The 24,987-nt window shown below is 58.2% G+C and carries 23 protein-coding genes and 1 pseudogene; 13 read left to right on the top strand and 11 right to left on the bottom strand.

The window, feature by feature from the left end; genetic code table 11:
- Positions 1–13 precede the first annotated feature (13 nt).
- On the top strand, positions 14–574 hold the full coding sequence (locus VY732_RS16915) for a hypothetical protein (protein WP_007916191.1): 561 nt from the start codon (positions 14–16) through the stop codon (positions 572–574).
- Between the two features lie 87 nt (positions 575–661).
- Entirely contained in the window at positions 662–1,354 is a 693-nt protein-coding gene (locus tag VY732_RS16910) for a hypothetical protein (protein WP_331691236.1), read from the top strand.
- Positions 1,355–1,895: 541 nt separating this feature from the next.
- On the opposite strand, the gene VY732_RS16905 is transcribed toward VY732_RS16910, so the two are convergent.
- Entirely contained in the window at positions 1,896–3,755 is a 1,860-nt protein-coding gene (locus VY732_RS16905) for an ABC transporter ATP-binding protein (protein ID WP_331691235.1), read from the bottom strand.
- Positions 3,756–3,912: 157 nt separating this feature from the next.
- On the opposite strand from VY732_RS16905, the gene VY732_RS16900 reads away from it, so the two are divergent.
- From VY732_RS16900 to VY732_RS16885, 4 genes are all read left to right on the top strand, one after another.
- A complete protein-coding gene (locus tag VY732_RS16900; protein WP_077572564.1) occupies positions 3,913–4,107 on the top strand; it encodes a hypothetical protein in 195 nt (64 codons plus the stop codon).
- A gap of 30 nt (positions 4,108–4,137) precedes the next feature.
- On the top strand, positions 4,138–4,455 hold the full coding sequence (locus VY732_RS16895) for a hypothetical protein (RefSeq protein WP_139353596.1): 318 nt from the start codon (positions 4,138–4,140) through the stop codon (positions 4,453–4,455).
- 150 nt (positions 4,456–4,605) lie between these two features.
- Positions 4,606–5,166, top strand: a complete 561-nt coding sequence (locus tag VY732_RS16890; protein WP_077572565.1) for a fasciclin domain-containing protein — start codon at positions 4,606–4,608, stop codon at positions 5,164–5,166.
- 374 nt (positions 5,167–5,540) lie between these two features.
- Entirely contained in the window at positions 5,541–5,798 is a 258-nt protein-coding gene (locus VY732_RS16885) for a DUF2790 domain-containing protein (RefSeq protein WP_077572566.1), read from the top strand.
- A 44-nt stretch (positions 5,799–5,842) separates the two neighbouring features.
- Here the strand turns inward: VY732_RS16885 and VY732_RS16880 are convergent, their stop codons facing one another.
- From VY732_RS16880 to VY732_RS16860, 5 genes are all read right to left on the bottom strand, one after another.
- Entirely contained in the window at positions 5,843–6,778 is a 936-nt protein-coding gene (locus VY732_RS16880) for a LysR family transcriptional regulator (RefSeq protein WP_331691234.1), read from the bottom strand.
- Between the two features lie 229 nt (positions 6,779–7,007).
- Positions 7,008–7,961, bottom strand: a complete 954-nt coding sequence (locus VY732_RS16875) for an aldo/keto reductase (RefSeq protein ID WP_077572568.1) — start codon at positions 7,959–7,961, stop codon at positions 7,008–7,010.
- 22 nt (positions 7,962–7,983) lie between these two features.
- Positions 7,984–9,450, bottom strand: a complete 1,467-nt coding sequence (locus VY732_RS16870) for an efflux transporter outer membrane subunit (protein ID WP_331691233.1) — start codon at positions 9,448–9,450, stop codon at positions 7,984–7,986.
- A 19-nt stretch (positions 9,451–9,469) separates the two neighbouring features.
- Entirely contained in the window at positions 9,470–10,933 is a 1,464-nt protein-coding gene (locus VY732_RS16865) for a DHA2 family efflux MFS transporter permease subunit (protein ID WP_331691232.1), read from the bottom strand.
- A gap of 5 nt (positions 10,934–10,938) precedes the next feature.
- Positions 10,939–12,069: an HlyD family secretion protein gene (locus tag VY732_RS16860; RefSeq protein WP_331691231.1), complete on the bottom strand. Its 1,131-nt coding sequence runs from the start codon at positions 12,067–12,069 to the stop codon at positions 10,939–10,941.
- A gap of 269 nt (positions 12,070–12,338) precedes the next feature.
- Here VY732_RS16860 and VY732_RS16855 point away from each other — a divergent pair, with 269 nt between their 5' ends.
- Both VY732_RS16855 and mug read left to right on the top strand, forming a co-directional pair.
- Positions 12,339–12,962, top strand: a complete 624-nt coding sequence (locus VY732_RS16855) for a TetR/AcrR family transcriptional regulator (protein ID WP_077572571.1) — start codon at positions 12,339–12,341, stop codon at positions 12,960–12,962.
- 8 nt (positions 12,963–12,970) lie between these two features.
- Complete coding sequence (gene mug, locus VY732_RS16850; protein WP_077572572.1) at positions 12,971–13,486, top strand: G/U mismatch-specific DNA glycosylase; 516 nt, start codon at positions 12,971–12,973, stop codon at positions 13,484–13,486.
- Here the strand turns inward: mug and VY732_RS16845 are convergent.
- Together VY732_RS16845 and tspO are read right to left on the bottom strand one after the other, a co-directional pair.
- Positions 13,474–14,451, bottom strand: a complete 978-nt coding sequence (locus tag VY732_RS16845; RefSeq protein ID WP_331691230.1) for an alpha/beta hydrolase — start codon at positions 14,449–14,451, stop codon at positions 13,474–13,476. The two genes, mug and VY732_RS16845, sit on opposite strands and share 13 nt — an antisense overlap.
- Positions 14,451–14,891: a tryptophan-rich sensory protein TspO gene (gene tspO, locus VY732_RS16840; RefSeq protein ID WP_077572574.1), complete on the bottom strand. Its 441-nt coding sequence runs from the start codon at positions 14,889–14,891 to the stop codon at positions 14,451–14,453. Before tspO ends, VY732_RS16845 begins: the two co-directional genes overlap by 1 nt.
- Positions 14,892–15,034: 143 nt before the next feature.
- On the opposite strand from tspO, the gene VY732_RS16835 reads away from it, so the two are divergent.
- Together VY732_RS16835 and VY732_RS16830 are read left to right on the top strand one after the other, a co-directional pair.
- Positions 15,035–15,301 (top strand): hypothetical protein, encoded by a 267-nt coding sequence (locus VY732_RS16835; protein WP_331691229.1) that lies wholly within the window; start codon positions 15,035–15,037, stop codon positions 15,299–15,301.
- A gap of 80 nt (positions 15,302–15,381) precedes the next feature.
- Positions 15,382–15,780, top strand: a complete 399-nt coding sequence (locus VY732_RS16830) for a hypothetical protein (RefSeq protein ID WP_331691228.1) — start codon at positions 15,382–15,384, stop codon at positions 15,778–15,780.
- Here the strand turns inward: VY732_RS16830 and VY732_RS16825 are convergent, their stop codons facing one another.
- Positions 15,781–17,289 carry an EAL domain-containing protein gene (locus VY732_RS16825; protein WP_331691227.1) on the bottom strand — a complete coding sequence of 503 codons (1,509 nt, stop codon included), beginning with the start codon at positions 17,287–17,289 and terminating at the stop codon, positions 15,781–15,783. It lies immediately after the preceding gene.
- Positions 17,290–17,936: 647 nt separating this feature from the next.
- Between VY732_RS16825 and VY732_RS16820 the strand changes: the two are divergent.
- Positions 17,937–19,856 (top strand): annotated as a pseudogene (locus VY732_RS16820) (tyrosine-protein phosphatase).
- 681 nt (positions 19,857–20,537) lie between these two features.
- On the opposite strand, the gene VY732_RS16815 reads toward VY732_RS16820, so the two are convergent.
- Complete coding sequence (locus VY732_RS16815) at positions 20,538–21,509, bottom strand: AraC family transcriptional regulator (protein WP_331691226.1); 972 nt, start codon at positions 21,507–21,509, stop codon at positions 20,538–20,540.
- Between the two features lie 267 nt (positions 21,510–21,776).
- On the opposite strand from VY732_RS16815, the gene VY732_RS16810 reads away from it, so the two are divergent.
- On the top strand, positions 21,777–22,586 hold the full coding sequence (locus VY732_RS16810; protein ID WP_331691225.1) for a 2OG-Fe(II) oxygenase: 810 nt from the start codon (positions 21,777–21,779) through the stop codon (positions 22,584–22,586).
- Positions 22,587–23,178: 592 nt separating this feature from the next.
- The gene (locus tag VY732_RS16805; RefSeq protein WP_331691224.1) at positions 23,179–23,886 is read left to right on the top strand and encodes an SLATT domain-containing protein; all 708 of its coding nucleotides are present in this window, start codon (positions 23,179–23,181) and stop codon (positions 23,884–23,886) included.
- 167 nt (positions 23,887–24,053) lie between these two features.
- On the opposite strand, the gene VY732_RS16800 is transcribed toward VY732_RS16805, so the two are convergent.
- The gene (locus VY732_RS16800; protein WP_331691223.1) at positions 24,054–24,689 is read right to left on the bottom strand and encodes a 3'-5' exonuclease; all 636 of its coding nucleotides are present in this window, start codon (positions 24,687–24,689) and stop codon (positions 24,054–24,056) included.
- Positions 24,690–24,987: the final 298 nt, after the last annotated feature.

The raw sequence follows: 24,987 nt of genomic DNA, 5'->3' as shown, positions 1-24,987 counted from the left end.
CAAGGAGTCAGAAGTGGCAAATGTAAAAATTGAATGGGATTGGCTGCATTGGAATTGTGGTCAGACGTGGGGAACTGATGTCTGGCCGGAATTGCAACGCAGAGGGGTTAAACAGCAAGACCTTGAACGATGCGTCTATGTGATCAGGCTCAACGGTCTGTTCGCCATCCAGTACCCGCTAGGCGTTTCTCCCACGGTCTATATCGGCGAAGGAAACTTTGAACAACGTATTACTCAGCACAAAAACTGGCTGATGGAACTCGCGGATTTGCAAGGCGAGTATGAGTTTCTCATCGGCTATTGTTTCCCTCGCGCGCGGAACGCCTCGAAAGTTTATTCCGATTTCGAGGCGATGCTGATCCACGAATTTCGAGACATTTACGGCGCGGCTCCGCTGCGCAACAGGCAAATGGAGTTTCAGAAATCAAACCACGTGTTTGAGCCAATGAATGAAATCCGCAGCGCGATCATGATTGGTCAAGGCATGCGTTTTCATTGGGCGGTGCAGCCGATGAAAAGCTCGCCTATGTATGATGTTTACCAGCGGACTATTCTGGAAGAGTTGAGGGTTTGACCCTGTCTTTAGCGGGGTAAAGCGAGAAGTCGTTGGTTAAATAAAATTTCAAGTAATTTGTTGTTGGCTAATTTGTTAGGGGTTTCCATGGATTTAGCTCCAGCTACAACCAAAACATCTATCGTGCTGCTGGGTGTTGCAATAATTGCGTTCGGCATGATTGTTTTAATGCAAGTGCTCACCGGATATCCGCCGTTCAAGGATCAATATTTTTTTCAGCTATTTGGAATCGAGGGACGAAACTGGTTTGTGGGCGGGAGAGAGGCTGTCCACTTTTTTGGATTTATTGGTTGTGTCTTATTCGGATGGTCCTATGTTTACTCGATGACATTCAAGGGGATGCTGAAGGTTCATTTTTTTATTCTCCCCGTTTTGCTGATGTTTTTGCTCGCATTGACAAAGTTTGTTGAACTGAGTGTTCCCTACTATTTTTTTGTAATCTTTGCTCTGATAGGTGCAGTCATATCTGTTTTAATGACAGTCTGGATGAACAGTTCCAAACGCAGCGTTAAATACCCAAAGATGATCATTGTTCCGACGCTAGTTTGTCTCTCAATCTCTTGGATATGTGAGTTTTTTTGGGAGCCAACCCTTCGCGCTTGTGGATGGCAACAAAGTGAGGGCATCACCTGGTCGCTACTAGTAGGGGAGAATAGCCCTTGTGTCTGGACAAACCTTCGATTCCAGTGGGCTCAGATCATCATCGATTTTGCTGCGATCGTTATAGGCTTGGTGATTGCGCTTATTATTTATAAGTGTCTGGCGCATCAAAAGCGATGACGCCATCTGATTGGAGTTCGCGATATATGTGCTATGCAGAGGGCAGAGGGCGCGGCTACGATGATGAAGAGTATAAACCGTGGTGTCGCCTGCGTTGCTAAAACCTCTTGCCAGTCATGTAGATGAGCCGATTCAAGCCACTACCGGCATAAGGATCTCAGCGACTGCGGATCGAATGACACATTGGCCATACTTCGAGCGTCAGGTATTGGTTGCCATTGCCCAGCAGTGCCGTCGATTTCGCGCAGGGTCCATTGCCCGGGGCCGGACCAGGACAGTTCTATGAACGGCCCTTCAAGTGCTTTGCTCGCTATTAACATGTCGACTTCGTCAGCAGGCCCGGGGAGCATGCCTCCGACAGCAATGGGCACGCGCTGACGCAAAAGGCTGTTGAGCATGCTCAGCAACTCGGCACGTGATGTGTAAGGCACTCGGTGCTCCCCAACTTCTGAGTGGGCAAACACCAGGCTGCCGGTATCGGCGTCCACGGAACTGATCAACGCGAGATGCGTCGGTGGCCGGCCTGAGCCCCTTGAATACCTCAAGCCTGATCCATCGCCGCCGCCACGCCCTGATCCTCACCCAGAAACCCACCACTCTGATGCTGCCAGAGCCGCGCATAAATGCCGTTTCTGTTCAGCAACTCAGCGTGCGTTCCCTGTTCGATAATCCGCCCCTCGTCCATGACAATCAGTCGATCCATCGCCGCAATCGTCGACAACCGATGCGCAATAGCGATCACGGTCTTCCCCTGCATCATTTCATCGAGACTTTCCTGAATGGCCACTTCGACTTCCGAATCCAGCGCACTGGTGGCTTCGTCGAGCAGCAGGATCGGGGCGTTCTTCAACATCACCCGGGCGATAGCGATGCGTTGGCGCTGGCCGCCGGAGAGCTTGATGCCGCGTTCGCCGACCAGGGTGTCGTAGCCGCTGTGGCCTTGCTTGTCGCTGAGTTGGCTGATGAAACCGTCGGCTTGCGCATTGGCGGCGGCGCGGCGGATGTCTTCGTCGGTGGCGTCCGGGCGGCCGTAGGCGATGTTGTCGCGTATCGAGCGGTGCAGCAGCGACGTGTCCTGGGTGACCATGCCGATCGCGCTGCGCAGACTGTCTTGGGTCACGTGCGCGATGTTTTGCCCGTCGATGCGGATCTCACCGCTGTCGACATCGTAAAAGCGCAGCAGCAGATTGATCAGCGTCGATTTGCCCGCGCCGGAGCGGCCGACCAGGCCGATTTTTTCGCCGGGGCGGATGTGCAGGCTCAAGTTGTCGAGGACCTGGCGTTCGCCGTTGTAGTTGAAATTCACCTTGTCAAAAGACACCGCGCCGCCAGCCGGCACCAGCACACTGGCGTTCGGCGCGTCCTGCACTTTGGGGCCGCGGGTGAGGGTGGCCATGCCGTCCTGGACGGTGCCGATGTTTTCGAACAGCGACGTCATTTGCCACATGATCCAGTGCGACATGCCGTTGATGCGCAGCGCCATGGCGGTGATCGCCGCGACCGCGCCGGTGCCGACCTGACCCAGATGCCACAGCCACAGGGCATAGCCGCCGGCACCGATAATCAGCCCGACCACCAGCGCCTGATTGACGATCTCGAACTGGCTGACCAGACGCATCTGGCGAAAACCGGTGAGTTTGAAATCCTCCATGGCGGCGCGGGCGAAGTGCGCTTCACGTTTGGAATGCGAGAACAGTTTCACCGTGGTGATGTTGGTGTAAGCGTCGGCAATGCGCCCGGTCATCGACGATCGCGCATCGGCCTGTTCCTGGCCGACCTTCCCCAAACGCGGCACAAAGTACAGCATGGCCAGCCCGAACAACGCGAGCCAGGCAATGAACGGCAGCATCAGTTTCAGCGCAAAGCCGCCAGCCAGGGCGATGATCGCGATGAAGTAAACGCCAATGCCCGGTGCGATTTCGATCAGCGTGAACAAGACTTCGCGCACGGCCAGCGCGGTCTGCATGACCTTGGTCGTGACCCGCCCGGAGAACTCATCGGAGAAGAACGAAAGGCTTTGCCGCAGCATCAGCCGATGGAAATCCCAGCGCAGCCGCAGCGGCAGATTGATCGCGAGGATCTGGTGCTGGACCATCGTGCGCAGCGCCACCAGCCCGATGCTGATGAACAACACAATGCCGATGCCCCACAGCACACGGCTTTCCTGCGCGTTGACACCGCCGCCGGCCTGCCACGTCGAGAGCAGATCGACGACCTGACCAAGAAAGGAAAACAGCCAGGCTTCATAGATCGACACGCCGGCACTGAGCAGCGTCAGCGCGAGGATATAACCGCGTGCGCCGCGCGTGCAGGCCCACAGGAACCGGATCAGGCCGACGGGCGGAGGTGGTGCTTCGTCGGGGGGGAAGGGGTCGAGCCGTTGTTCAAACACGCGCAGCATTGTGGTCTCCGAAATCATCAGGGTCAGGGGATTCTGCCATTTAATCGCGGCGTTGAGGGTTTGCTCTATCAGCTACGCTAACTGTTCAAGTGACTTGAGCAGAGCAAAATGCAGCGAACACAACCGGTTTCCTGTTGGGAGTCGATGAGCAAAGGAAATGTTTAATTTCTTTTTGACGTTTTTGTTCGTGCTCATCCCCACAGCGTCTCTTTCACTCGACAGTTACCTTTGCTACCGAGTGGCAAAAAACCAACCGGTGAGCCAGGCGTGGAAGGGCTGCAATTATGTGCTTTCTATCCTGCTGATCATGCAGTTGCTGGGCCTGGCCCTGTATTTCTTTTACATTGCGTGAGCCCAGCCGTTTGCACCAGCCCGACAAGAGGTGGTGTTGTTGATTCCTGAATATCGAATTCGCATTTACTGCCTGATCGGTGCGCTGTTATGCCTGCTCGTGGCGTGGGCCAGCGCCGAGCAGCTGTACAACGCCGCGACCCTTTGGCAACTCGACGTCACGACGGGGCGGGGGGCTTTCAAATCCCGAGAGCACTTGGTGTTCGATCAACAGCCATGGCGCTTCGTTTTTTATCTGCTGGTGTCCATTGCCGTTTTCATCGCCTCGACCGGCGCGGCACTGTGGTTTTTGCGGGGTGTATTACGGGGGCGGCAAGCGTTCAAGCGCTGGAGTGGAAAATTCCGATAAGCCCTGCACCTGTCGTTGTGCAAGAACTTCATGCCAAGGGCCGAGCGGGCGCTGGTATAAAACATTTTCACCACGCTGCATCCATTTCAACCCCTGCTCCGTAAATTCAATACCCTCACTCGAAGGGTCGAAGAATTCAGGAGACGCATCATGCATACTTTTTTCAAACGCATCGTCATCACCTGCCTGACAGTGCTGAGCCTTGGCGCTGGACTCGGTTTCGCTGCCGGTAACGTCATGGTCGGCGGCGCGGCCATGTATCCGACGAAAACCATTGTCGAAAACGCTGCCAACTCAAAAGACCACACGACACTCGTCGCAGCGGTCAAGGCTGCCGGACTGGTTGATACCCTTAACAGTAAAGGGCCGTTTACCGTCTTCGCCCCCACCAATGAGGCCTTCGCCAAATTGCCTGCCGGGACGGTCGATATGCTGGTCAAACCAGAACACAAAACAGACCTGACGAAGATTCTGACTTACCACGTCGTGCCCGGCACTCACACCGCGAAACAGTTGATGGATGAAGCCAAAATGCACGACGGCAAAATGATGCTGAAAACCGTCCAGGGCGAATCACTGACCGTCATGCTAAGCAATGGCAAGCTGTGGTTGGTGGATGCCAAAGGAGGCAAAGCCGCCATTACTATTGCTGACGTCATGCAGTCCAACGGCGTGATTCATGTAATCGATACGGTGCTGATGCCGAATTGACGCTTGGCAAATTCGGCGGACTCTCTTCAGAGAGTCCGCCGTTGATCTGAAGCGGTTTACCGAATGCGGTGCGTCCACCGAGTTGCATCCGGGCCCAAACCACAGCTCGAAAGCAGCCACAACGTTAAGCCCACGCAGGTGGCAGAGATAATTTTTTCGTTTTCGCGGGTTTCCGCTGTCTCTGACTTCCTGGCCTTTTCGGGCTTGTTGTCAGCTTTTCGGGCTGTTTTTTTCAGGTCCAGACATTCATCGCCGATTCGGCAACAGTGTTTGTCCCACCGCCCGATTTTTCCCGCCACTGTCATTCCCTAGCATCGTCTCCAGGCCAGCGGCAATCACGCTGAAGCGGCCCACTCAACGAGACGGTGAACATCATGAACACAATGAAAATCGCAATGGCGTTACTGCTTGGCAGTCTGGGCGCGCAGGCGTATGCGGATACGACAGAAACGCAAAACCTGCCGGTCGAAACCTATGGCTACTCGACCAAACTCGACATCGAGCATGTGATCTCGATTACCGAGCCGGCCAATGAATGCGCGCCGGTGCCGGTGCAGATGACTTATGAAGACTCCCATGGCGAGCGCCATGTTTTGCAATACCAGGTCATGGGCACTGGCTGCTCCAGTTGATTCACTGCAGAGAAGGGAGGGTCGACACTCCTTGTCTGCTGCGCTCAGTGCTTACTTGCTCCCGCAATATCTTCATCCGATGCCAGTAATTCCGGGATCGACTGCTTGAGAAAATCCACCCAGGTTCTGGTTTTCGCATCAACGAACTTGCGCGACGGATAGATCGCGAACAGGTTCAATTCCTCCAGCCGGTACGCCGGCAGCACCCGCACCAATGTCCCCGCCCGCAGGCCATCCACGGCCGATGCTATCGGCTGAATGCCGATGCCCATGCCTTTTCTGATCGCGATGGTCATGCCGTCGGCGGTGTTGATATGGAAGGGCGACACGGGAATGGTGATGGTCTCCAGGCCTTGCGGCCCCTCGAACGTCCAGTGCTCCACTGGCATCACCGTGTTGACGATACGCAGGCACTCATGTTCGGCCAAGGCGTCGGGCGAGTGCGGTGTGCCGCGTTTTTCCAGATAAGCCGGCGACGCGCAGAGGATGCTGTAGGTGATGCCCAGCCGTTGCGCGACGAAGCCGGAATCCGGCAGTTCACGGGCCAGCACGATGGACATGTCGTAGCCTTCTTCGAGCAAGTCCGGCACGCGGTTGGTCAGGGTCAGGTCGAACATCACCGTGGGGTGAATTTCTCGATAGCGGGCGATGGCGTCGATCACGTAGTGGTTGCCGATGGCCGACATCGCGTGGATTTTCAAGCGGCCCACGGGCAGGGTTTGTGCGGTGCCGGCCTCTTCGTCGGCCTCGCGGACATCGTCGAGAATGCGTTCACAGCGTTGCAGGTAACGCAGGCCCGCCTCGGTCAGAGCGAGGCGGCGGGTGGTACGGTTGATCAGACGCGTGTGCAGGCGGGCTTCGAGGGCGGACACGGCTTTGGAGACGTTGGTTGTGGTGGTGTCGAGCAACTCGGCGGCCGCCGTAAAGCTGCCGCTTTGCGCGACGGCGACGAAGAAACGCATGCTCTGGAAAACGTCCATCGTTGTTCCGCCTTATGGTGGGTTGTGTGGTGTTGGTGGGGCGGTGTTCACTTTTAATGGCAGCCCTTCACCCTAACCCTCTCCCGGAGGGAGAGGGTTAGGGTGAGGGGCTGTCCGCCGACCTGAAATATCAGGTCGAACTCAGGATTTGAATAGCACGCGATCAGGCTCCCTCTCCCTCCGGGAGAGGGCGGGGGTGAGGGCCACACTCTGCGTCACGCCATAAACTTCAAGACGTACGCCCAGGAATAAACCCCGGCACCCCGGTTTCCACCACCGAATTGAAGCGGATCCGCGTGCTGATGTCTTCCTTGATCTCACGCATCGCCCGCTGCGGCAATGTCGCAACATCAAAATTCTCCTGAATATGCGCTGGCGTCGCCGAAGTCGTCAGAAACGCCGTACCACGCTGCACCGCCCACGCCAGTGCCACTTGCGCCGGGGTTTTCTGTACATGCCGGGCAATGCCGGTCAGCACGGCGTCCTCCAGCACATTCGGCTGCATCCCGTGACCCAGCGGCGCGAACGCCAGAAGAATGATGCCGTGCTGTTGGCAGAACTCGAGCATGTCCCATTCCGGCAGGTACGGGTGTGATTCGATCTGCACCACGGCCGGTTTGATCCGGGCGTGTGCGACGATCTCTTTCAGCGCTTCCAAAGTAATGTCCGAGAGGCCGATGGAATTGCAGCGACCTTCATCCACCAGACTTTCCAGCGCCCGCCAGGTGTCGAGCAACGTGATCTCGCCATCGTAGATGACGTGACCGAATACATCGCGCGGATCCTGATCATCCCCCGCCTGAAAAGCGAACGGCGTGTGGATCAGGTAGCAATCGATGTAGTCGGTTTGCAAGCGTTGGCAACTCGCCTCGAAGGCCGGTCTGACCCGCTCGGGGCGGTGGTTGGTGTTCCACAGTTTGGTGGTGATGAACACGTCTTCGCGACGAATCCGGCCGGCAGCGAAAACCTGCTGAAACGCTACGCCGATCTGCGCTTCGTTGCGATAACGTTCGGCGCAGTCGAAGTGGCGGAAACCCACCTCCAGCGCGCATTTGACCGCTTCAGTGGTGGTGCTCAAGTCGCGGAACAAGGTGCCAAAGCCAACGGCCGGCATCGAACCCGCACCGTTGTTCAGCGGCCAGCGGGTGTCGCGAAGCGCATCGTGAAAGGCTTCGTAGGTCATGGTTTTTCTCCAGTGTCGGTGGTTACAGCGGTGTTTGTTCTGTGCCTGCACGGGCGGCGAGTGTTTGCTCGAAGACGCCGACAGAATTGCCGCCCAGCGCCACGAACAACTGCACGGTGTCGAGATAGCGCGTGGTCTTCACCTGAATCTGCCCAAGCAGGGCCTGCTCGTACGCGCGCTCGGCTTCGAGCACTTGCAGGACGCTGTTTTCGCCTTGGGCGTAAGCCTGTTGGTTGAGGCGCAAACTGCTGTCGGCGGCGCGCAACGCATCGTCCTGCGCCAGATTTTGTTCGGCGCCGTGATGGATCGCCTGCAAGCTGTCCGCGACCTGGCCGAACGACTCAATCACGGTTTGCTGATAGCGCGCGAGCGAGGCGTTGTAGCCATCGATGGCGGCCTGACGTTCGGCTTTCAGCGTGCCACCATTGAAAATCGGCGCAGTCAGGCCGGCCGCGAACCCCCATAGTGCGGCGCCGCCATTGCCGGACGCGGCTTGTGCCAGTGAGGCCGACAACTCGATGCGCGGATAGAGATTGGCTGTCGCCACCCCCACAGCCGCGCTGGCCATGTGCAGTTCGGCTTCGGCCTGCAAGATATCCGGGCGATTGCGGGCGGTTTCCGAAGGCAGGCTGACCGGCAGCGTCGACGGCAAGACAAAGTCGCTGAGAGTGAAGTCCGGCGCGATCCAGTCAGCCGGGCCTTTGCCGGCGAGTATCGACAAGGCATGCCGCGCCGCATCACGCTGTTGGGCAAGGGGCGGCAGCAGGGTGCGATCCTGCGCCAGCCGCGTTTCGGCCAGCGACACATCGATGCGCGTGGTGCTGCCGCTTTGCTGAGCACGCTGCACCAGATCAAGGTTTTTTGAGTCATTGGCCAGCAGCGTTTGCACCGCCGCGATCTGCGCATTGGCCGAGGCGATCAGCAGTGCTTGCCGGGCCACTTCACCGGTCAATGTGAGATAGGCCGCTTCGTAGCGATGTTTGTGCAAATCGGCCAATGCCTGCTGGCCTTCGACTTCACGTTTGATGCCGCCGAAAGCATCCAGGTCGAATGTCACCCGTGGGCCGATGGCGTAGACATTGGCAACGCTCGGCTGCGGTCCGCTGTGAGTGCGTTGCCGACCGCCCGCCGCCGCAAAATCCACTTGCGGGTACAGCGCGCCTTCCGCCGCTGCAACGGAGGCCGCAGCCTGGCGCAGGGTCGCATCGGCGGCGACCAGTTCGAGGTTGCCGTCGATGGCGCGGCGCATCACTTGATCGAGTTTTGGCGAGCGCAGCGCGGTCCACCAATCGCCGTGAAGGCGTTGGCCCATAGCGAAGCGTTGAGCGCCGGAGGAATGCTCTGCTTGCTCATCGTAGTGCTCTGATGAGCCGGCGGCGGGGCGCTGAAAGTCGGGGCCGACGGTGCAGGCCGAGAGCATCACCATCAAGGCCAACGCACTGAAGGCACCTGGGCTTGCAGAGCGAGTGAAGCGTGTAGACGTTTTCATTTTGCAGACTCCACAAAGATCAGTTGGCCGCAGCCGGTTTGCGTAGCAACAGCACCAGCGGACTCACCACGAGCATCGCCAGCATCAAAATCTTGAACTGGCCCATCACCGCGACGAACGCGGCCTGATGGGTCACCAGATGGTTCAAATGTTCCAGCGCCGGTAGCGATGTCGGCAGCGCCGTTCGATAGGGCGTCAACTGGCTGACCAGCGCGACGTGCATGGCCTGGGTGTTGTTGAAGAAAAAGATCTGCACCACCGCCACCCCGAGGGTGCTGCCGTAGACGCGCATCAGGTTGAACAGGCCGGTGGCTTCCGGGCGCAATGCCGGATTGAGCGTGCTGAACGCGACTTTGCTCAGCGCCGGCATCAGCACGCCGAGGCCGACGCCTTGAAGGAATCCGCTCCACGCCACGGGCGTCCAGTCCATCAGCGGCGAGTAGCCGAGCATCAGCCAATTGGCGTAGACCACCAGCGCGATACCGGCGGTGATAAACACCCGTGTGTCGATCCAGCCCGGCGCACGGCCCATCAGCAGGAACGCGCCGACCAGGCCGATGCCGCGCGGAATGGTCAGGAACCCGGTGGTGTCTGGCGGGTAGCCCATGATTTCGTCGAGCATCGGCGAGGTCAGCGCCATGGTCGACAGCAGCACAAAACCGAGGGCGAAGAACATCACCGTCGACAGCACGAAGTTGCGATCGCGCAGCAGCGCCTTGCTGACGAAGTGCACTTTGGCCGTCCACCGATGCACGATGAACAGGTACAACCCGAGCGCGCAGGCCAGCGCTTCGATGCAGATTTCCAGCGAGTCGAACCAGTCCAGGCGCTCGCCACGATCAAGGAGCATCTGCAGGCCGATCATGCCGACAGTGAACGTGCCGAAGCCGAAGAAATCATAGGGCGGACGCTGCTCGGCTTTTTTCTCGGCGAGCAGCAACGCCACCGTCATGAGGATGTACGCGATCAGCGGCAGGCTCAGGTAAAACATCGGCCGCCAGTCGAGGTACTCACAGATCAGGCCGCCAATGCTCGGACCACTGACGATGCCGAACAGCACCAGCGCCGTCCATTTCGCGCCGAACGCAGGACGCTTTTCAGCGGGCAGGGTTTCCAGGGCAATCGCCATCGACAGCGGCGCCAATACGCCACTGGCCAGGCCTTGCAGAATGCGCGCGGCGATGAACTCGAGCGGCGTGCTCGCCCACGTGCCGAGCCACAGGCCGAGGGCAAACAACACCAGGGCAATCTGATAAACCCGCTTCAAGCCGAAGGACGCGGCGAGCCACTGCGCGATCGGCAAAGTGATCGCGCTGGCGGCCAGATACGCCGTGAAAATCCACCCGGCCTGATCGTCAGTCATCGACAGGCTGCCCTGTATCAAACGCAGGGCGGCATTGGGCAATGGCAGATTCATCGATTGCAGATAAGTCGTCAGTAAGGCGACGAAGCGTAATGCGCGCAGATCAGCCGTGTTGTTCATCACCATTACCCCGCGCTGAGCAACGACTTGAGTGGATACCACCACGGCGTGCGGTGGCCGGTGTCGACTTCGACCGTGGCGCTGGTGCCGGAGAACAACGGCATGGCCGGGTCAGCGTCGTCGAGTTCGAGGCGCACCGGTACCCGCTGCACGACCTTCACCCAGTTGCCGGTCGCGTTTTCCGGCGGCAGCAGGGCGAAGTCCGCGCCGGCGCCGGGGCTCATGCTGATCACGTGGGCCTTGAAGGGGCGGTCAGGATAAGTGTCGAGGGTGATCGTCGCCGTCTGGCCGGGGCGCATGTGGTTGAGCTGGGTTTCGCGGAAGTTGGCTTCGATCCAGGTCTCATGGTCGGAAATCAATGCGAACGCCGCGCTGCCGTTGCTGACGTAATTGCCCACCTGCAAGTCGTCGACCTTGGCCACGATGCCGTCGGCCGGCGCGGTCACTGTGGCGTAAGACAGATAGAGCTGCGCCTCGTCGAGCTGGGCCTTGGCTTCGCGCACGGTTGGATGTCGGTCGATGGCGATGTCCGGATCACCACTGAGGGCGACTATGGTGCTGGCGATCTGTTGCTCGATCGAAGCGATGCGTTGGCGTGAGACTTTCTGGTCGGTGTCGGCGCGTTCATAGGCTGCCCGCGAGACGAATTCGCTGGCGATCAGTGCTTTTTTGCGAGCGAACTCTTTCTGATCGTAGTCCGCCGACGCCCGCGCCGATTGCAGTTCGGCCTGCTGCTGGCGATAGCTGGCCTTGAGGCCGTCGATGCGCAGGCGAGCATTGCCTAACTGGGCTTCGGCGCGGTCGACTGCAATCTGCAACGGTTGCGGGTCGAGGCGAAACAGCACCTGGCCTTTGCGCACGGGTTGGTTGTCGTTCACGGCAATCTCGACCACTTGCCCGGACACCCGTGCATTGATCGATGCCTTGGCCACGCGGGCATAGGCGTTGTCGGTGGAAACGAAAGGCTCGTTCGCCCGGTATTGGCTGTAGCCGATGACCGCGAACAGCGCGGGCACGCCTGTCATCAACAGTGCTCGCAACCTTTGCTTGAGCGGTTTTTTCGATGGGGCGTCCGGCAGATCGCGGATCGGCTGGGGGCTGGCATGTGCTGCGGTGAGATCAATTGGCTGGGTCATGATCTGCTCTATCCAAAATGCTGAAGCGCAAACGGAACATCGGGCCGACCGGGGCAATCGCCTGTCGCCGCGACGTGATTAATGGCTGCGAAAAATCAAATCGGTGCGCGGTGGGGGAGGATCGCTCCTTACCGCTGTTCGTCGTTGCTACAGCCCGTTGGGGCTGCGCCATAACAAAGCTGCTGACCAAGGAATTTCTGGTTCCTTAATTTTGTGCGATGGTGTAAGAATATGAGCGACTTCCCATCCACGCAAGGAATTTGTACGACATGGCACAAAATAAACCGACAGAAGGAAAAGGCCGTGGCCGTCCTCGCGCCTATGACCCGCAAACGGCGCTGCAACAGGCCCTCGGTGTGTTCTGGAATACCGGCTATTCCGGTGCTTCGCTGGACAGCATCGCCACGGCGGCAGGGATGAACCGGCCGAGCCTGTACGCCGCGTTTGGCGATAAACACGCGCTGTACATCAAGGCTCTCGATCAATATTGGGATACCGCGCACGCCGCCATGCAGGCCGCGCTGACCGACAGCAGCCTGACCCTGGCCCAGGCGTTGAGCGGTTTTTATGAGGGGCAATTGGCGATCTACTTCTCGGGCGACGGTCAACCTCGTGGCTGCTTTGCCATCGGTACGGCGACCACCGAAGCGGTTGAAGACCCGGAAATCCGCAATGTGCTGTCGGCACGCCTCAGCCAATTGGATGCTGATCTGGAAGCACGCCTGCAAACGGCAATCGAGGCTGGCGAACTGAAGCCCGATAGTGATTTGGCCGCGCTCGCGGTGATTGCTTCTTCGCTGCTGCACAGCATTTCGATCCGCGCGCGGGCGGGCAAGTCCCGCGAAGAACTGACCGCGATTGTGCGCAACGCCGTCAGCGTGATTTGCGGCTGAGCGCGAACATGAACGCTCTCGAAGACATTCTCGCGGAAGATCTGTCAGTGGTCTTTTGCGGGATCAATCCCGGTCTGCTCGCGGCGGAGCAGGGACATCATTTCGCCGGGCGCAGCAATCGGTTCTGGCGCACGCTGCATCTGGCCGGGTTCACGCCCGAAGAAGTGCGCCCGGAAAACGACCGCTCGATTGTGCAATACCAGTGCGGTTTGACGGCGGTGGTCGCCCGGCCAACCGCGCGGGCGGATCAAGTGTCAGCGCAGGAATTCATCGCTGCCGCCGCTGATTTCGAAGCGAAGATGGCCCGCTACACACCACGGCATGTGGCGTTTCTCGGCAAAGCGGCTTACGCGGGGCTCTCCGGGAAAAAAGCCATTGCCTGGGGACTTCAGCCGGAAACTTTCGGCGGTGCGGCGGTCTGGGTGCTGCCCAATCCCAGCGGGCGCAATCTGGCGTTTTCCCTCGAACAACTGGTTGCGGCCTATCGGCAGTTGTACCAAGCCACAGCGCTTCAAAGCGCTTGAGTGTCGGCCTCGATGCGCGCTGAAATCCATTGCCGACTGTAGGCCAGAACGCCCTGAGCGAGGGCCGTGGGGAAGTGGATAAAGCCGTGGGGCGAGGAGGGCAGCAGGTACACCTCGACCGGCGCCGATTGCGCCCAGCGTTGGGCTATGTCGAGGGTGTCGTCGCGCAGCGGATCGAGTTCACCGGCAAACAGCAGCGCAGGCGGGAAATCGCTGAAGTCGCCGTACAGCGGTGATGACGGTGGCTGGCGGCGTTGTTCGTCAGTCAGTTCCGGGGTCAGCAAGCGCAGTGCCTCGACCATGCCCGGGCCGTCCAGCACCAGCGTATCCGCCGTCGCGCTGCGTACGCTTGGGGTTCCGGTCAGGTCGTAGACGCCGTAATACAGCAACGCGCCGCTGATGCGTTGCAGCAATTCCGGCCATTGCTTGAGCGCCAGCAAGGTCGCCGCCGCCAGATGACCGCCCGCCGATTCACCGACCACCACGACGGGCAGACCGGCAAATTCGGCATCACTCAAGACCCCGCGAGTCGCGTTGAGGCAGTCCTCCAGCAGACCTTCAAGCGGCGTCGAAACCGCTAATCGATAATCGACCGAGACCACCGTCACCTGGCAGGTGTTGACGATGGCGATGTTGAAATTGTCGTTCATCTGCGCATTGCCGATCACCCAGCCGCCGCCGTGGAAGTCCAGCACCACGCCTTTCGCCGGGCCTTTGGGACGGATTATCCGCACCGGCACGTTACCGAGCATCTTCTGCTCAGCCGTCAGACCATGCTCGCGCAACTTCCTCGCACCGCCGACCTGACTGACGCGCAACAGCGCCTGAATCAAACGCGGCGTCAGGCGATTGCGGATCTTGAAACGCGGCAGCCAGGCGAGTTTGCGGTTGAAGGCGCGCACCTGCGCCAGCTCGCGCTCGCCTTGCGGCCACGGTGTTGCAGTACCCCAATTGGCATTGCTCATCAGCGGTTCTTGATCAGGATGGAAAAATTCAACGCCGCCGCCACACACAGCCACGCCAGGTACGGAAACAGGATCAAGCCAGTGATCAGGTCCAGTTGTATCGCCAGCACCACCATCGCCGCAACCACCAGCCACAGCACCGTGAGAATCACCATCGCCGCCAACACCTGATGCGCGCCGAAGAACACCGGCGTCCACAGTGTGTTCAACGCAATCTGCGCCGCCCACAGCGCCAGCACAGTCTGGCTGCCAGGGATCAGGCTCAAGCGGTAACCGGCCCAGGCCAGCAGCAGATAGATAATCGTCCAGGCCACAGGAAACGCCCAGTTAGGCGGGGTGAACCCGGGTTTGTTCAGCGTTTCGTACCACGGCCCCGGTTTGAACATCACGCCAGTGGTTGCCGCTGCTGCGCAGGCCAGAAGAAAAATGAAGAAGGTCATCGCCGATCCTTGGCTGAAATCAGCCGCTAAGGGGTTTAAGAAAAGGACGCCCCGGCGCGCGAAAAGTTTGCCATGAATTCCAGATTGGTCTGAGGGGCGATTCAATTTGAACTAAAAACTGACCACTGCGTCAGGATAGTCAGTTGCCTTTTCCTACTGACGCGGATGACATCATGTACACCTATCACATCGATTACCGATTCAACGGCGAGCCTCGTACCTTTCTGCTTGAACTCAAAGAACAGCAGTTGGCCGAACACGAGGCCGCGATGCATCTGCTCGAGTTGCACCTGGGCGACGCGGAAAACGGCCTGATCATGCCCACTGCGGATTCGACGGCCGAGGAGATTCTCGAGCAGGCCAGGCGGGTAGGGATTACAGACATCAAGGTTGTCAGCCAGACCAACTGAAGTGTGCTGCAGACGTTGGCAATGACGGTGATTCATCGCATGCTGCGCGCACACTTCAATGTACGCCCGGAGGACACGCCTTGCCGACCCTGAGCCGCGCTGATCTTGCTTACGTTCTGCAAGTCCTGGAGCAAGACACGATTCACGACTTGAGCGTTATTTGTCAGGCTGTGCAGATGAATCCTCGCGACCTGTTGAATCAAGTCGCGATGGCCATGGCCGATCAGTTCCTTAGCGGTGTACGCGACTTTCACGCATGCGACGAGATGATGAATCTGTTGTTCGGCGATATCGTCAACCTCGGCATGGATGCCGAAATGCCCGAGCCGGCTTTTTCCATCTACCTCGCGTTTGATTCCGGAGAGCATTGGCACACCGGTGATAACGAGGAGGTCGTACCGTGGGAAAAATGGACGCGACCTGAGCTCGTGCAGATTCTTGATCGGCTGGCGGGTGGCTTGTCCGGGGCTCGTCGATAGTTACACGCTTTCTAGCGCTGGGTGGGCGACAAGCAAGTTTGCCCGCTCTTGATAGAACCGCAAAAACTCCTCCGCCGGCATCGCTTTGCCGAACAGCCAGCCCTGACCAAAATGCACGCCGTGACTGCGCAGGTAATCGCGCTGGGCTTCGGTCTCGATGCCTTCGGCGACAATCTGCAGGCGCAGGCTCTTGGCCATTTCGATGATGTGGCCGGTCACGGTGCCGGTCGCGGCATCCTGATCGATATTGTCGACAAACGACTTGTCGATCTTCAGCACGTCCAGCGGCAATTGCTGCAAATGCTGGAGGCTGGAAAACCCGGTGCCGAAATCATCGATGGCCGCCAGATAACCCAGCTCACGGGCGCGATTGACGGTGGCGCGGGCAGCATCAATCTCAACGAAGCCGCGCTCGGTGGCCTCCAGCCAGATCTGCTTTTGTTGCACGTCGGCGCGGCGTAACGCAGCGTCGAGTATCGGCAGGAAACGGCCGCTGCTGACGTCCTTCGCCGCCAGGTTGATCGCCACGTGCAAACCGCGCTCCTTGACCAGCAACGGGCCGAGGTCGCGCATCACATTGTCGATGACCTGATCGGTGATCGGCAGAATCAAACCGCTGTGCTCGGCCAGTGGGATAAATGCATCGGGGCACACCCGCGAGCCATCCGGATGCTGCCAGCGCACCAGAGCCTCCGCACCGACGCAGGCACCGTCGCCGAGGCGGATGATCGGTTGATAGTGAACAACGAACTCGCGATTGCGCACCGCCAGTTGCAGTTCCGCCAGCGGCGACAGACGTTGCCGGGTGCGGCGCACGATCAGCAACACCAGCACCCCCGCGAGCAAGCCACCGATGGGCAACAGCAATAACTCCCGGCGGATCAAGCCTTGCATCAGCTCATGGCGCGACAGCGCGGCGATGGCGACCCAGTCGCCGCTGTGTACGAGGGTGTAGAGGTAGCCGTCGGCAAGGCCGGAGTGCGGGCCGGAATGCACGCGAGCAAGAAAGTGTTCCGCGCCCGAGTGCGAGGTGCTGACTAATTGCCCGGACGCGGTGCCGACGGCCAGATGCAGATCCTCATCGAGCATCACATGCAGAAACTGCTCGGGATTGACCAGCACGTTGAACGCCGCATACTGCAGCGCCATCATCGGTTTCGCCGCAACGATGCGCGACTGCACGCCGAGCGACACGCGCACGCCGTCCGAGGTGGTGAAGTCCTCGCGCCATGGCGTCGCGTGCTGCCCGACCGGGCCCCAGGAACCGCAGGCGTAAATCTCTTCTTCGACGTAGCCGATCGACTTCACTGACAGGGTGTTGATGGTCAGCAGCCGCATCTCGTCGATGCTTTCCGGCGTGCATGGCGCGAGCCGCGAACCCGCGATGGATTTCAGGGCGCCGGCCGCTTCACTGAAAGTCACGTGGGCGCGACTGGAGGCGACGGAAGCGAGGGTTTCCAGGCGCTGCTGCGCCGCCGCCAGATTCAACATCCAGGCGACATAACCCATCAAAAGTACCGGAAGCAAGACACACGGAAGGCCCAGGAGAACGCTCCCCCAGACAATGCGTTTTTTGTTCATGGCGCCACCTTGGCCACAAGGCCTGTGACGTGCGCACAGCACGGCTGTTTTCAGCCACACCAGAATATCGCCGCCGGGGTGGGCGAATATTGTTGTAGATCAACTATTCCACTGCCGGCCTTCAATCCCTGTGTGAGCTGGCTTGCTCCCACAGGTTTGTGGCAAAACACAGATACCCAATAGCCCAAAGAACCCTGTAGGAGTGAGCCTGCTCGCGATCGCGGTGGGTCATTTAGCAATGATGTGGCCGGTAGACCGCGATCGCGAGCAGGCTCACTCCTACAAAGTTTGTGTCAAATCCAGGATATCCAGCATCCCGAAGAACCCTGTGGGAGCGAGCTTGCTCGCGAAGGGGCCCTGTCAGCCAACATCACCTTAACTGACCTACCGCATTCGCGAGCAAGCTCGCTCCCACAGTGTCACCGCTCAAACTGCACCATCCAACCCGATGGACAATTCACGCACCCCACGGCCCATTCGCGCAGGCATTTTCGTGCGGCGTGAATTTGTCATATTCGGTCTAAATCCGGTGCAGATAGTAGGCACCCCAACGCTAACCGAAATGAGGCTGCACCGTGTTTCAACGTCTTCTGTGTTCGCTGTCCGTACTGAGCCTGTCCATCGCCGCCGCCCATGCTGCCGAACCCGTTCTGCTCGACACGCCGCGCCTGCAAGGCATGGACAATTTCCGTGATGTCGCCGGCACCACCACCGCGTATTCCACCGCCCACGACGGCACGATGCGCGCTGGCGTGTTCTACCGCGCCAACGCGGTAACTCCGACGGCCTCCGACCTGGCGACCCTCAACAGCCTTGGCATCAAAGCCGTCTACGACCTGCGCACCCCCAGCGAAATCGCCGCCACCCCCGACACGATGCTGAGCGGCGCGACCTACCAGAACATCGACATCATCGGCTCCACCACCTCCGGCGCGAACATCACCAACATCTCCTTCAAAAGCGCCGCCGACGCCATCGCCATGATGGAACAGACTAACCGCGCCTTCGTCAGCGACGCTGGCATGCGTGGCCAGTTCAACCAACTGTTCAACGAACTGGCCAGCACCGACGGCGCCCAACTGTTCCACTGCACCGCCGGCAAGGACCGCACTGGCTGGACCGCCGCGGTATTGCAGAGTATCGCCGGTGTCGACGATGCGACCATCATGGCCAACTACCTCGCCACCAACGACTACACCGCCGCCCGCGTCGCCGCCACGCTCAAAGCGCTGCCGCCGAGCATGGCCGCCATCTACGAGCCGTTGCTCGGCGTGCAGGCCAGTTACCTTCAGGCCGGCCTCGACGAAGTCACCGCGCAATACGGCAGCATGGACAACTACCTCAAACAAGGTCTCGGTCTGTCGTAGGAAACCATCTATGTGCTGCGCGGCAAACTGGTCGAATACAACAGCCTGCCGGGTCAGGCCGGGCTGATCGGCAATGCCGCCGGCGGCGCCGAACTGCTTCGCCAATTGCAGAACACCAACCTGTCCGGCGCCTACAGCGCCTACAACTATTACCTGCAATCGGCCATCGACGCCGGCACCCTCGGCGGTGTCGAATCCCAGGTCGGTGGCCAGGTTCACGCCGACGCCGCCAGCTACCTGCTGCGCCAAAACGCAATGATCGAGCAAGCCGCCGCGCCGTTCGCCAGCGGCACTGACCTCAAGGTCGGCCAATACCGCCTCTGGACCACCGCGCTCGCCAGCTATCTCGGCACCGACGGCTCGGCCCACGCCGAGAGCAGCAACGAACACAGCCAAGGCCTGATGGTCGGCATCACCCAGCGCTTCAGCGAACAACTCAGCGCACGTGGCGGCTTCGGCTACAGCAAAGGCACGGTCGGCGGCGCGGGTGGCGAAGCCGACACCGACTTCACCTTCCTCAACATCGGCGCCCGCTACGGCTTCACCAGCCTTGAACAAGGCCTGTTCCTAGACGCCAACGCCAGCGCCGGCTACATCGACTACGACAGCAAACGCGATCTCGGCGGCGGCCTCGGCACCGCGAAGGGCGACACCCACGGCAACCTCACCGGCGCCACGTTGGCCCTCGGCTACCGCGCCCCAATCAACGGCATGATCTTCGAACCAAGCCTCGGCTTCCGAGTCAGCCACCTCGACCTCAACGGCTTCAAAGAGAAGGGCAGCGAACTGGCCCTCGACGTCGACGACAACAGCGCCACCCGCCCCAGCGCCGTCGCCAACCTCAACGTCGCCTTCGCCCCCGTAGCCATGGGCGCATGGCAACTGGTGCCGGGCGTACAAGTGGGCTACGAACGCACACTGGGCGACAACCAGGTCGACAGCCAAAGCCACCTGCTCGGCCTCGACATCGAACAACGCGCCGCTTTCGACAACCGCGACCAGTTCAGCGGCGGCGTCAACGTCATGGCCAGCCTCGGCGCCCTGAGCCTGGGCGCAGAAATCGGCGCCAACGGCGGCGGCGACAGCCACGGCTTCAACGGCGGTCTAAAAGCCAGCTACGCCTTCTAAAACACACGCGGGATCAAGGATGACCCCCAATCCAACAAACACCCCAAAACCCAATGTGGGAGCGAGCCTGCTCGCGAAAGCGCCAGGCCAGTCAACATCAAATCGACTGACCCACCGCATTCGCGAGCAAGCTCGCTCCCACAAAAGCCCCTCACCCTAACCCTCTCCCGAAGGGAGAGGGGACTGACCGCGTGGATTGGAAGAGTTACACCGACGTGGCATACCGAGTCGAGCTCAAATTTTGAAAAGCCCATCAATCGGCTCGCTCTCCCTCGGGAGAGGGATGGGCGGCCGGCGTTCCGATGAGGGGCAGCCCCACCACAAAGCCTGCGAGTGTCCCTTGCGCTTGTATATGAAGTTGTGGGAGAGGGGACTGACCGAGGCGTCTTGCGTCATGCACCGACCTGAAAGATCGAGGCGATTATGGATTCAAAGCAAGACTCTCAGGTCGGGCTAGATCTTCAATATCCCCGGCTCGGTTCCCTCTCCTTGGGGAGAGGGCTAGGGTGAGGGGAAAGCAGTCACCGCAAAATCAACTGGCCAACTCGGTCAAACGCCCCCGCGGCCACTCCTCAATCAACCGCGCCGGCGTGCCATCCCCACGCTTAGCGACCCATCGGCGCGGTGCGATGTTTAGCTAAATCTTCTCACCACAAGTTACCTTGCAAACCTGTTACCCAATCACCCCCGAGCCCGAAACTCCGCCGGACTCACCCCATAAGCCCCCTGAAAATACCGACAAAACCGCCCCACATTACTAAACCCGAACCGCAACGCCACCTCGGTCACCGACCCCGAACCCCGCTGCTTCAACACCTCATAAGCCCGCTCCAGCCGCACCTGCCGCTGATACGCCACAATCGACATCCCGACAAACCGCCGAAACCCCTCCTGCAACGCCCGCTGACTGACATGGCTCAACCGCGCCAGATCCACACCACTGACCAACTGCTCCGGATGCGCCTGAATAAACTCCACCGCCAACTTCACATGCCGCGGCGCAACCATCGCCGTCGGCCGCCGCAACGCCTCGGAAAAATTGTGCGGCCATGCCTCCAGCACCGCATCAACCAACATCTCGCGCAACCGCGACGGCATCAACGTCCCGCTGTTGAGCAACAAATCAAACTCCGTGCCCGTGGCCAGATCAATCAACGCCTTGATCCCCTGAAACGCCGCCGTCTCAAGATCCACACTCGGCTCAAAAACAATCTTCTGCAGAATCGGTTTATCCAACAGCGCCGACAACCGCTCAGTGAGCTGATGCCGATTGATCGACATCCCGTGATGCGCGTGATCATCCAGAAAACGCATCGAACGGATATCCGCCTTATCAATCGCCAGCCCAACGTGCGACACCCCGATAGACTCGGTGGCATGGTTGAAAACGATCTTGCCGGCAGTGGGGATAACGAACGTGATCTCATCCTGTGGATCGGGGAAAGCGACGGTGAAATCACCGTGATAATGCATCCGCCGAAAACTCACGCCATCGTGCCGCCCGTAAACGCCGCCGATAATGATGTTCGACGGCAGCGGCGGATTGTCGGCATAACGATTGCCAAACAATCTGGAAAACAGTGCACCGAAGTCGTCCGAACGGAGGTTGTCGGAGCGCAGGATAATTTGCTGGCGAACGGGAGTCGGAAACACCTTGGCGGCACCTTCTTTTGGGGCTCTAGGGCAGGGGTGTAGGGGAGGGCGCCAAGGAGATTAGCAGACGAAATATGACGCGTTTGTGACAGTCAGAAACATGTCGTTACAGCGCCGCACCACGTTTAGGAACAAGGACACTCGGCAGGCAAAGGCCAACATGGCAACCTGCTCGCAACTGTACTCAGCAAACAAATAGCGGCGACGCCTCCAGCGCTTGGCCCTGTTTGACATGACCTGAAAGCATTCAAGTTAATTGGAGCGGCAATGCAAGCCAACACACAAACACTCCCCATCACCCTGACCCCCGAACTCGACTTCGACCAAAGCGCCGCCAGCGCCTTCGGCGAATCGCTGACCCGCGAATACACCCAAGCCACGCCATTCCCGCACATCGTCATCGACAACTTTCTGCAAGCCGATGTCATCGCCAGCATCCGCGAACACTTCCCGGTCGAACCGACCAACAACGAACAGACTTACGAGCGCGGCTACAAAGGCCAACTCAAACGCCAGATCAGCCCCAACGCCTGCAGCCCGTACCTGAAGAACGTCTTCAACATCTTCAACTCCGCACCCATGCTGCAATTCCTCGAAAAACTCACCGGCATTCAAGGGCTGATCCCCGACCCTTATTTCGCCGGCGGCGGCCTGCACGAAACCAAAACAGGGGGCTTCCTCGGCGTGCACTCGGATTTTCGGCTGAACAAAAAGCTCAACGTTGAACGGCGGTTGAACGTGATCATTTACCTGACCGAGGACTGGCAGGAGGCGTACGGCGGCAACCTGGAGCTTTGGGATGTGGGGATGAAGAAATGCCTGAAGAAGGTGCTGCCGATTTATAACCGGTGTGTGATTTTTAATACGGATAAGGACAGCAACCACGGGCATCCGGAGCCGTTGACTACGCCGGAGCACGTCACTCGGCGGTCGATTGCGCTTTATTACTACACGGCGAGTGGGGTGGGAGGGGAGCCGGGGCAGAGGAATAAAACGCACTATAAGCCGCGGCCGAAGGATCGGTGGAGTTTGAGGTATTACGTGAGTAAGTTGTTTAGGAAGGGGTTAGGCTTTTGATGTTTAGATATGGATAATTTTTTTGCGCATTGATTGAAAAGTTACTGGAGTTCGTTATGCTTTCATCCAGAGTATATGGTGGCATCGGAAGAGTTCACGGCTCTGTGGGGGCGGCAGGGACATAAATCTTTAACAAATGGTATACGCTATTTCAGGAGGCTCGGTGGTGGGGGTGTCTAGAATGGCGGACCATTTTCAAGTTCAAGTCCAAACAGCGTAGCTCGCCCTAAAGTGTAGATGCTCTAAAGCGCGAGGTGGATTCCGTTAATGTGTTGCTGTATACCCGGAGGTCGCTGAAATTTTTAAAATCTGCAAATTTTTGGTAAGCATCTCTATCAACCGTACCCAGCATTGTCGGGCTACTGCGATGCGCGCGTTTCCTACGTTGGTTGCGGGTTAAGTAAGATGTTGAAGCGGCAAGGATCATTTGCAGTGGCGACAGGCGCGTAATTAAGATCGGAGTTACTTCGAGTTATATTTCCGATTACCTTACGGCCGAGGGCATCAATGGACTGCCCTGATCGATTTGGCGGTGAAAAAATTACAAGTCCGCTGGGTTTGCTTCCCTGGTTTTCGATTCGCTTAGCAGGTAGTGGCTATCCAGAAACCTTCAAAAAACCACTGCTGTCACCAAGAGACTTTAATTGAAAAATCTGATTTCTCTGGTAAATTGCGGCGGTTTGCAAGCTGGCTGGGAAAAAAGCTCCGGATGTCGACACAAAAATTGACAGATGACGATGCTCAGTATGCTCTGGTTGCTGCTGAGATGGGAAGGCATCGAGAAGATACCGAAACCTCAAAACTAGGTCATTGGGCTGCTGCCTCAACATACGAAAGGCGGCACAAATTGTACCTTGGAATCCCCGCGACACTTGGTTCCTTGATTCTGACTTGGTTGCTTTCCTCGGATGTCAAAAAAATATTCGAGGGTTCTGGGCATGATTGGATCATCGGTATGGTGCCGGTAGGCCTCAGTCTCGTTGTTTCTGTCTTGACGGGAGTCGGCGCTTTTTTGAATTTCAATGAAATGGCGATCAAACATAGAAGCGCTGCGGAGAGTCTGCATGCGCTCTGGCGTGACTGTCTTAACTGGAAAACGGATTTCCCCACTTCGACGAAGGTTGCTGAAGCTGTTTTGGCGGTTCAACGCTATCGTCAACGCCTCAACGATATCAATCGAGACTCTCCTCAAATTCCGTACTGGGCCTACAAGAAAGGTAACAGGCAAAAGGCACAAGGCTCCACTCGTTATACTGATCAGAACTCGGCTGCCACTAATATCCCCCGAGATATTCAGTGAATAGATTTCTTTAGTGCTTTAACTCCAGCAGATAGCTTTTTCTTGGTGTCGGCCAAGAACGTTGTTGTATCGAAGAACAGCCGATTTTTCTTGATTGGGCGAAAGACCGAAATTCTTGATAAAACATACCGTTCAAGTAGGTGCGCGAATGACGCTGTTCCAATGAACTATCTAGCGTCGAGTAGAGTTGCGAGTAGCCGCGCCAAGTTTCGGGCGTCATCGGTGGCTCTGTGATAAGAGCCACGCCAAGCCATCCCCATCGATTCTGTGGCCTCCTTCAAACTAGGTGCTGGAGTTCCAAAGGCGCAGCTGTAGAACTCATCAATACTCAGATGTTCGAGCCCTGTCAGTAATGATGTGATGTCCAGCCTTGTTGAGTCCTGCTTCAATTGATCGGCATCGTAGCGCCCCCAAGAACACCAAACTGCGCCTTCTATGAGATAAGGTTCTATAAAATCATTCAGCTCTTGATTAACTTTAGAAAATGTCATTGCTCCATCCACATCGAGTTGTTTGATACCTGTCAGCGACGTGCAGAAGCGCGTCAATGTAGGATGAGTAGTCGGACGAACTAGACGGGAAAATTCCGCCGCCGTCGACAGGTTGCTTAAGCGGTCCAAGGCGATTACACCGACTTCGATGATCTCCATTTCTTCCTTTTGAATGGAAAGCTTCCTGCGCGATGCTTCGGCTCCGGGAATGAAATCATCGCAAGTCGCTTCCAAATCCACGCAAAAAACGTAGCGAGATCTTCTGAGGCGACCCTTGAAGTGGGTGATTGCTTGGGGGTAGGTGAGTTGCATTCTTACTAACCTCGTTCACAGCCATTGGATTTCCGAGCACCTGCGCAAGCTGTCAGATAAAACGGATGAACATCACTCAGATATTCAAAGGACTGTGTGGATACTGAATGGTTCGGGTGTTGAGGGGATGTTTCGAACGATTTACACTCGCTATGATTTATCGAAAAGTGTGAATGGCATCACTAATTTGGCGTCAATAGTCCGCCAAAAAATGCGCTCAGCCTCACGCACACAGTTACATTGCCACACTCACACAAACCGCAGTGGATGCCATGGTGCGTCCAAGTCAACGCACAAG

The organism is Pseudomonas sp. ZY71 (assembly GCF_036542145.1).
In the GTDB taxonomy this organism is placed as follows: Bacteria; Pseudomonadota; Gammaproteobacteria; order Pseudomonadales; family Pseudomonadaceae; genus Aquipseudomonas; species Aquipseudomonas koreensis_A.
This window is presented reverse-complemented; position numbering and strand designations above follow the sequence as displayed.

What these genes read in the sequence shown, in the direction of transcription:
- VY732_RS16910 (WP_331691236.1), top strand. Translation starts at nt 662, where the DNA reads ATGGATTTAGCTCCAGCTACAACCAAAACATCTATCGTGCTGCTGGGT.
- VY732_RS16905 (WP_331691235.1), bottom strand. Translation starts at nt 3,755, where the DNA reads ATGCTGCGCGTGTTTGAACAACGGCTCGACCCCTTCCCCCCCGACGAA.
- VY732_RS16900 (WP_077572564.1), top strand. Translation starts at nt 3,913, where the DNA reads ATGTTTAATTTCTTTTTGACGTTTTTGTTCGTGCTCATCCCCACAGCG.
- VY732_RS16890 (WP_077572565.1), top strand. Translation starts at nt 4,606, where the DNA reads ATGCATACTTTTTTCAAACGCATCGTCATCACCTGCCTGACAGTGCTG.
- VY732_RS16885 (WP_077572566.1), top strand. Translation starts at nt 5,541, where the DNA reads ATGAACACAATGAAAATCGCAATGGCGTTACTGCTTGGCAGTCTGGGC.
- VY732_RS16880 (WP_331691234.1), bottom strand. Translation starts at nt 6,778, where the DNA reads ATGGACGTTTTCCAGAGCATGCGTTTCTTCGTCGCCGTCGCGCAAAGC.
- VY732_RS16875 (WP_077572568.1), bottom strand. Translation starts at nt 7,961, where the DNA reads ATGACCTACGAAGCCTTTCACGATGCGCTTCGCGACACCCGCTGGCCG.
- VY732_RS16870 (WP_331691233.1), bottom strand. Translation starts at nt 9,450, where the DNA reads ATGAAAACGTCTACACGCTTCACTCGCTCTGCAAGCCCAGGTGCCTTC.
- VY732_RS16865 (WP_331691232.1), bottom strand. Translation starts at nt 10,933, where the DNA reads ATGAACAACACGGCTGATCTGCGCGCATTACGCTTCGTCGCCTTACTG.
- VY732_RS16860 (WP_331691231.1), bottom strand. Translation starts at nt 12,069, where the DNA reads ATGACCCAGCCAATTGATCTCACCGCAGCACATGCCAGCCCCCAGCCG.
- VY732_RS16855 (WP_077572571.1), top strand. Translation starts at nt 12,339, where the DNA reads ATGGCACAAAATAAACCGACAGAAGGAAAAGGCCGTGGCCGTCCTCGC.
- mug (WP_077572572.1), top strand. Translation starts at nt 12,971, where the DNA reads ATGAACGCTCTCGAAGACATTCTCGCGGAAGATCTGTCAGTGGTCTTT.
- VY732_RS16845 (WP_331691230.1), bottom strand. Translation starts at nt 14,451, where the DNA reads ATGAGCAATGCCAATTGGGGTACTGCAACACCGTGGCCGCAAGGCGAG.
- tspO (WP_077572574.1), bottom strand. Translation starts at nt 14,891, where the DNA reads ATGACCTTCTTCATTTTTCTTCTGGCCTGCGCAGCAGCGGCAACCACT.
- VY732_RS16825 (WP_331691227.1), bottom strand. Translation starts at nt 17,289, where the DNA reads ATGGGTTATGTCGCCTGGATGTTGAATCTGGCGGCGGCGCAGCAGCGC.
- VY732_RS16810 (WP_331691225.1), top strand. Translation starts at nt 21,777, where the DNA reads ATGCAAGCCAACACACAAACACTCCCCATCACCCTGACCCCCGAACTC.
- VY732_RS16800 (WP_331691223.1), bottom strand. Translation starts at nt 24,689, where the DNA reads ATGCAACTCACCTACCCCCAAGCAATCACCCACTTCAAGGGTCGCCTC.